Below are 12,162 nucleotides of genomic sequence, written 5' to 3' on the forward strand. Positions count from 1 at the left end.
TTATTATTATGGCTTTACGCTATGGTTTAGTACCTAATCATCTGACGGATGATCCTAATGACTGCATGGCAGTCACCACCGACAACGACACCATTAACATTGAACAGATTGTTGAACGTGCCATTGGTAAAGGCTCAACCGTTACCAAAGCCGAAGCTCTTTCGGTAATTGAAGAATTTGAGTATTCGGTTGTTGCTGCTATCAAAGAAGGTAACAATGTTATTACGGAACTCTTCAAGATTTATCCCAGTGTGAGCGGTGTGTTTACTGATGAAGAAGATGGCTTTGATCCGGCACGTCATTCTGTCAAATTAAACTTAAATGCAGGTAGCCGGTTAAAGAGTATCGTGTCTGACATTGAACTTAAAAAGGTGGAAATCAATTCGCCTCAACCGGTATTGCAACAGTTTATCAACTTAAAAAGCAATACCATTAATGAGGACTTTACGCCAGGTCAGGTGGCTTCCATTAAAGGCTCCTTACTAAAATTTGACTCGGAAGATCCGCAGCAGGGCATCTTCTTTATTGCCGATGATGGTACTGAAACAAAAGTAGCCAATGTGATTAAAAACAAACCTTCGGAACTCTTATTCTTCGTGCCTGAAGGATTAACGAGTGGAACGTTTCAAGTGGAAGTACGCGCGATACAGTACAACCACAAGAAACTAAAAACAGGTCGTCTAGCATCTGAATTAACAAGTGTTTCTTAGCTTAGTCGTTAAGTAACATATGGGCTGGCAACTAACCATTGTCAGCCCTTGTTTTGCTCAAATACTTTGAGCACTACCTCAACTACTGCCTGAGTACTACCTCAACAGCAATCTGACCACTACCTCAACTACTACCTGAGTAGTACCTGAAGTGTTATCTGAGAAGTACTGCTCAGTGTGTTTGAGTAGCATATTCCAGTTCCTTTTGATAAAAAAGCCCCACTCCGAAGAGTGAGGCTTGAATGTGTCTTACTATGTATCTACAAACCCTTAATTAATTCAAAACTAACAAATTGTCTATTAGCAAGAGTTATTTACTTTACTGCGCTTTGTTTGTCAATAAATTATTCTCCCAAATGCTCCTTCAGCAACTTATTTAAATCTTCACCTTCAACACCTGCACCTTGAAAAATTATATTTCCTTCAGGGTCAATAAAAACTACCGTCGGTAAGGCTGTAATAAGGTAGCGATTGGCTACTTTATTTGAACCATCTTTATCTTTACGAGCATGCAAATTTAACCAGGTTATTTTTAAATCTTTTGAATCGTCTCTCCAATTTTCCTCACTTACGTCGAGATTAATATTGATAACTTGCAAGCCTTTGTCCTTATATTTTTCATGTAAGTGAGCAGTGTGTGGCATAGCTTCTTTACATGGACCACACCAGCTTGCCCAGAAATCGAGAAGAACATATTTGCCTTTAAAATCACTCAAAGAATGCATATTACCATTTAAATCTTCCAGGGTAAAGTCATATGCATTTGCATTTTTATCACCATTATCACTTTTCATATGTCGATAATCTACCATATGTCTGTCGGCCATTATTTCATCAGGAATTAAATTAACGACCTCTTTTAACTGTGCAGGAGATAGATAACCAGCAACTTCATTTAGCAATAACATGATTACCGGTTCGTCAGCATGTTTCTTCATTAAAGCAAATGCTGATTTTGCATACTCTTCCAGCAAGATAGGAATATACTTTTCTCTCCAAGGTTCATAAAAATCCTTTTCTTCATCAGTCAAACCCCTTTTGGCCTGTATTGCCATCATCTTATGGTAATGTTCGATCTCATCATCAGGAATCTTTTCGAATCCTTTTCGATACACGAATCTTAACTCAGCAAGAACATCATGGAGTTTTGAACCAGTAATAATGGATTTATTAATATAATTACCATCTATTTGATATTTGCTAGCTATCACTTCCATGTTGCAAGGTTCTAATACCAATGGTAAGTAAATCCCAGTCTCTATAAATTCGACCACATAACTATCAACAACTATGTCCTTAGCGCTTAGACTATAGTTACCACCTACAACCGGCACCGTGTCACTGATAGCATTTCCGAAATGTAACAAAACAGCTTTATCGGTATCTATTCCTAAGATTTTTCCGGTTATATTCACTTCATTCTGCGCATTGACCATTGTAGTCAATAGCATTAACGCTATGATTAAATATCTCATCTTTCTATTACTTTTTAATTAATTTCTTTATAATTCCCTCTGTAGTTCCAACTCCCATTTCAATGGCACATATTACGCCTTCCGGATTAACGATAACGATTTTAGGAATAGCCGTGACACCATAGGTTCTTGCAACGCTTTTCTTGTTTTTCTTTACATCAAGAACGCTTTCCCAAGGAAAATTTTCCTCTTCGTTGGCCTTCAACCAAGAACTCCTATTGCTATCTATTGATATACTCAATATTTCAACGTCGTGCTGTTTGTATCTACTATAAAAATCCTTCAAAACCGGAACGGAAGCGCGACAAGGGTTACACCAGCTAGCCCAAAAATCAAGCACCACATATTTACCTTTATAATCACTTAGTGATATTTCTTTGCCATGTTCATCTTGAAGCGTAAAATCGGGCGCCATAGAGTTTACGTCTAGATCGCCTTTAAGCTTCAGTCTCCTATACACCTGTTTCATAAGTTCAATATTCTTGATCTCCTCTGGCATCACAGCAATTACTCCTTCTATATCATCCTTAGATGAAGATACTATCATTGCATTTAGAAGGTAGGGCACTACATAATTATCAGCATTATCTGCCATAAAATCAAAGCGAAACTTTTTAACTTCATTCGCCTGATTAGGATATTTTTCGAAGAAAGCTTGTCCCTTGATCTTACGGATTTCAGGGTCTGGTTTTTGTTCCGTGCCAGCAATATATTTATGATACACCTCCTGATCTTCTTTAGGCAATTGACTTATAACCTTGTCTCGGTATATAAAATTGAATTCATAATACAATTTATCATAGTCAGAACCTGCAGTAATAACATGATCAATATGTCTGTTTATTGTCTTTTTTGCATCAGCGTAAAAAGTCACATTATTGTTATCCAATGGCAACATCACAAAACTTTTACAGTCTATCAACTTAAGCCGATATAAATCAGATTGAATACTATCAAACCCAATATTAACATTACCATTTACTACCGGAACAGTATCGGAAATGGCTACACCATTTCTTAATAATACTGCCTTGTCGTCCTTTAATCCTTTTATGTGTCCTGTTAAGCTGTACTGTTGACCAGCGCTGCAAGATGCAAGCAGTGCGGTCATAAAAATCATTAAAATCTTTCTCATTTTATTAATTAATTTATCGAGGTCAGTAAATACCTACTCGTTTATCTAAAATCATTTCCTATTACGTAATCCTCTAGCCGGATGGGCTCTTATTCTTTTCTCTGAGGCAAGCATGCAGAGTATTTCGGCAACTTTGTTTCTGCTATCGCAGAAAATCCAGTTTTTTTTATTAAGCTCTGACTGATAAAATCAGCCATCTCCCAGAATTTCAGAAGAGATGGCTGTCCCCGAGGCACGACTCTTGGAATTATAATGATTCAACTAAGCCAGACTATTTCGTATAGGTATTCAACTGCTGACCTCTGTTGATTTATTATCGTTTATTCTGCTCAATTTCAGGGTTTTGATTAATATATTTACGAGCAATTGGGAAAACCCAACGAGGGCTGTCATCATCCAATACATAATCTTCGCCATTTATTGTATTTGTTAAACTGAACTGCTCATTGTCCCACAATCTGTAACGCTTAATGTCAAATAAACGCTGACCATTAAATTGTAACTCAATGCGACGTTCCGCTTTTACCAATGCTAATGCTTGTTGATCGTTGTCAGCTGTAAGCTCATAAGCAGACCCCGTCTTGAAGCGCATTTCGCGTATTTTATTTATACTTTGCATTGCTTTTTCGCGATTTTCAACACCGCCTTCCCGTGCATAAGCCTCTGCTTGTATTAAATACAATTCTGCAGTACTTGTGCCATTATTTGAAGTATTTCCAATAAATTTGGCTGAAAGAAAATCAGGAGATCCCGGATAGAAAACATCATCAGGAAATAAATAGGCCAAAGACCTTAAATCATCAACTGGATCCATCATATCTCTTAACTCCTCACTAACATATATGGTACTAGCAGCATTGTGTGAAAGTTTTAACAAAGTCATTTCGGGATTTGATTGATTCATTGGCAATTGTAAGTAACCCGGGGCCCACCACGATGGTTGTAAGGTGTTAAAATCGAGCATTACGCTATAATTTGTCAATGCTTCTTCTGCGTACTTAATGGCATTATCTAAATCTTTTTGATACAAAGCTACACGAGCTAAAAGGCCGTAAGCAGCAGCATTATTTGGCCTATGATTAAGCTCCGGAGTCGGGCCAGCATCCATCTTATCCACGGCATTTAATAAATCCGATTTAATTTGATCATAAACTTCCTGTACGGATGCTCGTGTTAAGTTTTCCTCAAAATCTAATTGCATCCGTAACGGAACACCCAAATCTGTGCCAGCTGTAGCTGCATCATAATGCTTCGCATAAAGATTAACTAAAGCCCAATATGCAAAAGCTCTGTGAACATATCCCTCACCTAATAATGCCGCTTTTTCTGCTTCCGATCCTGTTGTCGCGTCCATTACCTGTTGAATCACAACATTAGCCTTGTAAATGTGGTGGTAGCATGTGTACCAGTTGCCATCTACTTCATCATCCATGTAAAAATGCTCCTTAAACATTATTGCATTTTGGATAGCAGGCCTAGTATATGCATTCAGAGCATTTTCTGTGACGACCAGATCATTGCTGTAAAATACATCAAAACCATAAGAATACGCCAGCCCCTCTGTACCATCATAATAGTGTGTTTGATCCAACAACAAACGGTAATCCTCTAAAGTCTCAGGAATCACTTTACCTTTTGGAATCACATCAAGGTAGTCGTCGCATGATGATAAAACCATCAGTGACATCATAAGTATATATACTATTTTTTTCATCATTATTACTTTTAACATTAAAATGTAGCCTTAAGTGAAAATTGATACTCTGGTTTCTGAACTGGAGAAATTCGACCATAATCCGATAAAAAACTTGGGTCTAAGCCTGCATCATTAAAATGATATCTGGCAATATTACGTGCTTTGAAACTAATCATTAAATCTCTTACAAAGATCTTGCTAAGAACTTTTGCAGGTACCATATAATAAACTACAATTTCATCCAAACTAATGCGCGATGCAGATTGTACGTTATGGTCTCCATATTCCATGTACTGATTATAGGTGTATAAATTCTCCTTTGCGGTTGGCGCTGCTGCCACATCTGTGGTGTTTTCGTCATTTGGTTTTTGCCATCTCTTATCCCAATCCTTGTGAATAAAAGCTTCGGGGTTACCTATGGAGGTGTAATAGTTTATTGTCGGCACTCGAAATTTATGCCCTAAATCATAGGTCACATTCACAATTAAACCAATATCGCCATAAGTAAACTCATTTGTAAAACCACCAAAATGCACGGGCGTTGTAGTGCCCATATACTTTACAGCATCGCTGCTTTCAACATGTACTGTATGATCAACTACTTCATTATTTTCATTGTAAACCTGTGGCGCACCTGTACTTGATAGATTCGCCCAACGGTAGGCATGTAAATGATCGAGTGGCTGACCTACTATTGGCACCCCTGTTAAATAGGATATTGCTGTATTTTGTGGTAATTCAACGTCTGTTACTTCATTTTTATTATGACTGTATGTTAACGAACTAAGCCAACCGAATTTTCCGTTTAAAACTTGTGCGGCGATACTGATATCTATACCCTTGTTTTCCATCGAGCCATAATTTAAAAATGCGGACTCGAAACCATAAGTACCATTTGTTGAAGCATTACCTAACAAGTCCGTACTCTTTTTATGGTATACATTTAAAGTTGTTGATACCCTGTTGTTAAAAAACGCAATGTCAGCACCTAAATTGACAACACGGGTTTTTTCCCAGCGAAGCAAAGGATTAGCTGGGTTAGTTATTGCAGCGTATGTCAGACCATTAAAAAAATTCTTGTCAATAGTTGCAACTAAATGTGGACTTGTGGAAGTATCAACATTACCATTAAAGCCATAACTTAGTTTCAAATTAAAATTGTCGAAACCGGCATTTTCCATAAATGCTTCTTTATGTAACTGCCAACTACCGCCTACTGACCACAACCAAACATTATTATACTTATCACTTTTACCAAACAGATTTGTTTTATCTAATCGAGCACTACCATTGATTGTATACTTATCGTTATAGGTGTAACCAAAATTTCCGAAATAAGAAACGAATCTGTCTAATACGTAGGAAGAAGCTGGTGCAGGTATGACTTTTTGGTAAAAACCATCAACAAATGGGTGATAACTTACAAAATCCACTTCTTTCTCCTGTAAGGTTCTCTCATCGTAACCATACTTTTTATTGTGTATTGAAGAGTTTTCTGTTTCACGAACTTCCACACCACCAAAAACAGCTAAATAGTTTTTTTCATTCAATTGCTTGTTGTAGGTTGCAGTTCCACGATACGTATAAGCCTTGTACTCAATATCCTGAGTATTTAATATACCACCTTCTGGCACTGCGCTGGAAAGCCCCATAAAATCTTCTTTAGTTGATGAATTTACATAGTTACGAACATAGTAGGAGTCTTCATTATTAAAAACATGGTCTTTAATTGCGTTACGCTCAAAGTTATATCCCAGGTTTAAACTCAAATCATTAGTGATTTCATACTTTATATTAGTATTTACTGTAACCCTTCTGGATATCTGAGTATTATCTAAATTTTGTTGCTCACGTTGTAAATTGTAATCCCAATTGTATGGGTATCCCTTCGCTTCAAAATCATCCTTAACACTTTGTGCATACGTATAAGGCATTGGCACTTGTTCACCATCTTCATTCAAAATTTCCTGGTAACGGGGTAAGGACCTTAAATGAGTGTATGTCAAGCCATTTGCTTCATTTTCTCTATGCGCATAATTGATACCAACATTAAAGGAAAGCTTGTCATTATACTGATAGTTTTGATAAAAATCAATATCATAACGTTTATTTTCCTTACCCACAAAATGATCACGTGAATTCTCATATGATACTGAAAATCTTTGTTGAGATCGTGTACCACCACTCCTGAGCGAAAGATTATAATTCTGCTTAACTGCAGGCCGCATAAATAAATCTTCAAACTGATTATAGCTATTGATTTTGGATAAGCGTTGTGCAAGTTCATCTGCAATACTTGGATCATCTAGTACTGATTGAGAATATTGCGATATAGCAACAGGTAAACCACCACCTTGAAATATCAAGTTATTGTCAATTAAATGTTGCTCATATTCTATTAATGAAGCACTATTTGCATAAGGCAGATCATTCAAATCAGGTGTTCCGGTAACAACTATACCTGAATTAAAATCAACCTTTACAATTTTTTCCGGGATACCGCCCCTTAATGTTTCAACAACAATTACTCCATTAGCAGCTCTCACACCCCAAATAGATGCTGCCGATGCATCCTTAAGAAAGGTGATGCTAGCTATATTATTAACATCAATATCTGAAAGCTCACGGTCAGTTGGAAAACCATTAACAACTATTAAAGGCTTTGAATTGGCGTTAATAGTACTTTTACCGCGAATCACTATTTCACCATTATCGTCGACCTGTACACCTGGAACAGTTCCTTTAATGGTTTCAACAATATTTAAGTTATTTCTTTTTACGATCGGTAATATACCTACTTTGGCAAACGATCCGGCTGACCTTTCCCTACTCAGTGTTTGGTAACCAGTTACAACTACTTCATCCAATCCCATCATGTCCGGCTGCATGGTTATATCAACTATAGTTCTTCCTGCTACATTTATTTGTTGCGTTTTAAAACCTAAGCTTGATATCACAAGTACCACATCCTCATCATTAGCTGGTATTTCTATATTATAAGTACCATCAACGGCAGACACACAACCAGAAGTAGTGCCTTTCAAGCATATGGCTGCAAAAGGTAGTGGCTCTCCCTTTTCATCCTTTATTGTACCGGTTATTGTTATTTTCTTTTCTTCCTGTTGTTCAGGTATAGTTATGACTTCAGGAGCTTTACGGACAATGATCATATCATCAACCATCTCATACTCAAAGCCATTATTGATCAGTACCTCATTTAAAATCTCATCTACTGCTTTATTGTTTACCTTCAAGTCAAATGCATCTTCATCTTCGAATAAATCGGCCCGGTAAACAAATTTATAACCACTTTCTTTTTTAATAGCATCTATTAACTGCTCGATGCTAACGTTCTTCAGGTTCAGACTCACCTGTTTTTTCTGGGCATAGCCGATGGCCGACACTTGCATCAGAACAATAAACAGAAATAGTGTTGTTATTTTCATAATCAATAACAGTTTTCTTATCCCACAAATGCGGGACAACGTGTTCATTTTTTTCATACTTTTGAAATGTTAACGGTTAAACTTGTGTTTTAACTGTTGGAGTGGGGAAAGTTGGCCGACCGCCCCCACTTCTTTATTATTTAATTAATAGGATTCCTTCGTTATATTCAAACTCAACTTCATGTGTTTTTTCCAAAACTTCTAATAAAGGTAAAGGATTATCGTAACGTTCTATCTCTCCTGTAAAACGAATGTCTTTTAATTGATTGTTTTCGAACCAAAATTGAAAATCGTACCAGCGCGATAAATCCAGTATTATTTGTCCTAAAGTCTGATTACGGAATGCAAATAATCCATCTTTCCAGGAAGTATAAAGATTAACATCCACTTCCTGTAAATCGATTTTATTATCAGCGCTAACAATCCCTTGCATAGAAGGAGATAAGATAGCTTGTTGCCCGTTTTTAGAAGACAGGCGTACTTTACCCTCAATAAGGGTGGTTGCCATCTCTTTCTCATCGCTGTAATCTTTAATATTAAAGGAAGTACCAAGCACCTCAACGGCTCCTCTGGTGGTATGTACGATAAAAGGTTTGTCAGGATTATGTGCCACTTCCAGGTAGGCTTCTCCACTTAATGTAATTTCACGTTTTTCGCTTGTGAAAGTCACAGGATACTTCAATTCTGATTCAGCATTTAACCACACTCTTGTACCATCAGCCAATAAAAGATTATACTCTCCTCCCCGTGGCGTTTTAATAATGTTGACTTCTTCCTTTCGAGCCTGTGTACTTTGATAATCCAGCTGTTGATCACCAACCTGTATTTGAGTTCCTCGCATTGATGTAATAACAGAATCTTTGAATTCATCTAAAGCCAATTGTTGTCCATCACCCAGTATTAACGTGGCTTTGGAACTTCCTGGTTGAAGTTGTTGCTCAGCCACAACCTGCCGCTCTTGATCAACATCTCCGACTAACCACATCATGACACCCGCTACACTTAAAACAACTAATAAAACAGCCGCAATATTACCAAGAAGTAACAGGCGCTTACGCCTTTTTATTTTGTTGATTCTCAATAAAACTTTGTCGAATGCTCTCTCGTGTGAAATAGAATCGTATGCTTCCGCAGCTTTTGAATGACGGTACAATTTAAGAAGTTGCTGTGCTGTTTCCTTATTTTCCGGCCTAAGAGCCATCCAGCGTTGAATAACCTTTAGCTCATGTTCATTAAGTTGACCATCACAGTATTTACTTAATAAATGTCTTTTATTACCTTTTTTTTCAATGCCCATATGACTCTTAATAATCAGCAATTAAGTTACAAAACAATGTTGTTTTCTGCGCTTTGTACTTTTGAGGACAGGGCTAAAATAAAAATGAGTGACAAGGGCTAGTAAAAAAGTTTAATGAGTTCTGGGTTTAGAGTTTAAAGTTGAGGAGTTGTTGGGGTGTGAATTTGTAAAGTTGAAGGATGAGAGTTTAAAAGTTTAGTGCTCCGTGTTGAGGGTTGAAAGGTTGAACTGTCGTGGTATGGAATTGGAAAGTTTATAAGGTTTAATGTTGATTTGAGAATTCGTTGATTTGACGATTTGCCCATATACTGTTCTCGGTCCCCAGTCCCCAGCTTCTATCGCAACCTCTCTCTTATGTCTGAGGTAGTATCAATATAAATGCTACTTATGGATCGAATCTTATTTCGATAATGTAAGTAAAGATTCGATCCGTATACAAATATTCCAGCACCGGCTAAGCCGGTAAACAGGTGAACAGCTATACCGCACTCTGGCCTCGACACTTGACAAACTCTAAACTCAGAACCCTAAACTCTAAACTAACGACACAACTCTAAACCCTCTTCTGACCACTGACTACGAACTACTGACTAAAATCAAAACAATAATATCCAACGACGAACGCAGCTTCTTCAGTGCTCTAGAATATTGTGTTTTAACGGTGTTGAGCGATACATCCAATTCTTCGGCTACTTCCTTGTATTTTTTATTTTCAAAGACAATCATCTTTAATACTTCCTGCATTTTTTCAGGTAGTTCCGAAATTTCCTTATTTAGTTTTTCCTTTTTTTCGGCCAACTCGTCATCTGTGAATTGTTCAAAAGTAAATACTTCTTTCAGGTTGTCGATGTAATCTTTTTTAGCATGATGAAAGCTTTCGAGGTAGTTAAATGAGCGATTACGGATTGATGTAAACAAATAATTTTTAAGTGAACCTTTCACGTGTAAGTATTTCTTCTCCTCCCAAAACCGAACAAAAAACTCTTGTACTAAATCCTCTGCGGCCTGCACATCATCGATAAACTTAAGGGCATAAATACTTAAAGCCCTGTAATATTTGGAGAATAACTGTTCCAGGGCCTGCTTGTCATTAGAAGAAAATTGAGATAGTATGTCCTTATCATCCATCATCTGAAAAGCAAAAGTAGTAAAATGAAGATAAGTTGAAAATATGAACAGGTTGATTCTGGTCATAACTCAGGTTATTCAAACCTTTAAGGTCTGGGTATACTAACCTACTTAATAAGGTGCATTAATTATTAGGTAATCCTGTCCAAAACATATATTGCTTATTTGGCGCTTCGCCCAAATCCGACTTACTTTTTGTCATTGCTACAAAAAAGGAAGCAAAAAAGTCTAGGCTGCCTGTAAAATACCTTTCTTATTCAGCTCAGTCATAAGTTCGGCCGGGTGATTTCCAAAGCAAGTTTGGAACTTCCCGGTCTCCCTAATGCCTTCTCTTCAACAAAAGCTACTTTACAGGAGGCCGAGGGGCAAAAGCCTCCTGAAATCTCTTCGTTACAGATAATACCTTTAAATTAAACTTCGATATTAACCTAGCTTACAACTATTTGAAGCAATCCGATAATAGCTCTTAATCCTTTATTATTTTAAAAGTTACTTCATCGTAACTAAAGGCTGTAAATATTCCATTGGCATTCTCAAGGTTGGTTAACGGTTCATTGAGGTTACGCGAATCCTGCTGCTTGCTGTTATACAAGTCGACATACTCACTGTTCACTTTATATACCCGTACCCTGTACGTTCCAAACTGGTTGATATCGTACAAATTAAACGACCTCATATTTTCAACCGTTGGTTCTGTAATCAATGAAAAACCTACATTCACTTCTGATCCAAAATCGAAAATGCTTTGAGGTGATTCACTGATATTATCAATTGTGACGAAATAAAAACTGTTATCGGGATTATCCCATTGAACAGCGAAATCAAGATCTCTCAACTGCTCAAATTCAGATAAAGTGTTGATGGGTGAAATTTTCACCTCATGCTTCGATAACTTTACTCCAACGGGCATTTCCGGAATCTCAGTGGAACCAATAACAACACCGGTTCCATGTTCCATTTGCAATGAAAAGATACTCCCACTGATCATTTCAATTGGTGTCGGGGAAATATAATAGCCGGGACGGGTTTCATCATGAACCAACGAATAGGTGTTGGTTTCATTAGACAAAACAATTTGAGCATCCTCAACTACGACTTGTTCACTTCCCGATTCACTAAAAGGGATCATCTCGGAAACTTTTAATTCAATTTCCTGACTATTGGCATACAAATAAGCTTCTACAACTGGCAAGGATTCTTTGGTATCCATATTAAATTCGGTACATGAGCAAATGAATCCGGCAAAGATACCTGCCATGACAATCTTTTTTATAA

The 12,162-nt window shown here is 37.2% G+C and carries 8 protein-coding genes; 1 reads left to right on the top strand and 7 read right to left on the bottom strand.

The features are described 5' to 3' along the window. Positions 1 to 8: 8 nt before the first annotated feature. Positions 9 to 710: a DNA-binding domain-containing protein gene (locus AC4MRQ_RS06200; protein ID WP_491196788.1), complete on the top strand. Its 702-nt coding sequence runs from the start codon at positions 9 to 11 to the stop codon at positions 708 to 710. Positions 711 to 1,054: 344 nt separating this feature from the next. On the opposite strand, the gene AC4MRQ_RS06205 is transcribed toward AC4MRQ_RS06200, so the two are convergent. The 7 genes from AC4MRQ_RS06205 to AC4MRQ_RS06235 form a co-directional block, all read right to left on the bottom strand. Beyond that, positions 1,055 to 2,185 carry a redoxin domain-containing protein gene (locus AC4MRQ_RS06205; RefSeq protein ID WP_491196789.1) on the bottom strand — a complete coding sequence of 377 codons (1,131 nt, stop codon included), beginning with the start codon at positions 2,183 to 2,185 and terminating at the stop codon, positions 1,055 to 1,057. Positions 2,186 to 2,192: 7 nt separating this feature from the next. Further along, positions 2,193 to 3,320 carry a redoxin domain-containing protein gene (locus AC4MRQ_RS06210; RefSeq protein WP_491196790.1) on the bottom strand — a complete coding sequence of 376 codons (1,128 nt, stop codon included), beginning with the start codon at positions 3,318 to 3,320 and terminating at the stop codon, positions 2,193 to 2,195. 313 nt (positions 3,321 to 3,633) lie between these two features. Next, on the bottom strand, positions 3,634 to 5,034 hold the full coding sequence (locus AC4MRQ_RS06215; RefSeq protein WP_491196791.1) for a RagB/SusD family nutrient uptake outer membrane protein: 1,401 nt from the start codon (positions 5,032 to 5,034) through the stop codon (positions 3,634 to 3,636). Positions 5,035 to 5,051: 17 nt separating this feature from the next. Further along, a complete protein-coding gene (locus AC4MRQ_RS06220) occupies positions 5,052 to 8,462 on the bottom strand; it encodes a SusC/RagA family TonB-linked outer membrane protein (RefSeq protein ID WP_491196792.1) in 3,411 nt (1,136 codons plus the stop codon). A 136-nt stretch (positions 8,463 to 8,598) separates the two neighbouring features. After that, positions 8,599 to 9,759, bottom strand: a complete 1,161-nt coding sequence (locus tag AC4MRQ_RS06225; RefSeq protein ID WP_491196793.1) for a FecR domain-containing protein — start codon at positions 9,757 to 9,759, stop codon at positions 8,599 to 8,601. Between the two features lie 576 nt (positions 9,760 to 10,335). Continuing rightward, positions 10,336 to 10,953: an RNA polymerase sigma factor gene (locus tag AC4MRQ_RS06230; protein ID WP_491196794.1), complete on the bottom strand. Its 618-nt coding sequence runs from the start codon at positions 10,951 to 10,953 to the stop codon at positions 10,336 to 10,338. 400 nt (positions 10,954 to 11,353) lie between these two features. Then, entirely contained in the window at positions 11,354 to 12,145 is a 792-nt protein-coding gene (locus AC4MRQ_RS06235) for a DUF4249 family protein (protein WP_491196795.1), read from the bottom strand. Between the last annotated feature and the right edge of the window lie 17 nt (positions 12,146 to 12,162).

The sequence above is a fragment of the Carboxylicivirga sp. genome, assembly GCF_982718395.1.

Bases quoted from the DNA above. Each gene is read 5' to 3' on its own strand.
- AC4MRQ_RS06200 (WP_491196788.1), top strand. From the start codon at position 9: ATGGCTTTACGCTATGGTTTAGTACCTAATCATCTGACGGATGATCCT.
- AC4MRQ_RS06205 (WP_491196789.1), bottom strand. From the start codon at position 2,185: ATGAGATATTTAATCATAGCGTTAATGCTATTGACTACAATGGTCAAT.
- AC4MRQ_RS06210 (WP_491196790.1), bottom strand. From the start codon at position 3,320: ATGAGAAAGATTTTAATGATTTTTATGACCGCACTGCTTGCATCTTGC.
- AC4MRQ_RS06215 (WP_491196791.1), bottom strand. From the start codon at position 5,034: ATGAAAAAAATAGTATATATACTTATGATGTCACTGATGGTTTTATCA.
- AC4MRQ_RS06220 (WP_491196792.1), bottom strand. From the start codon at position 8,462: ATGAAAATAACAACACTATTTCTGTTTATTGTTCTGATGCAAGTGTCG.
- AC4MRQ_RS06225 (WP_491196793.1), bottom strand. From the start codon at position 9,759: ATGGGCATTGAAAAAAAAGGTAATAAAAGACATTTATTAAGTAAATAC.
- AC4MRQ_RS06230 (WP_491196794.1), bottom strand. From the start codon at position 10,953: ATGACCAGAATCAACCTGTTCATATTTTCAACTTATCTTCATTTTACT.
- AC4MRQ_RS06235 (WP_491196795.1), bottom strand. From the start codon at position 12,145: ATGGCAGGTATCTTTGCCGGATTCATTTGCTCATGTACCGAATTTAAT.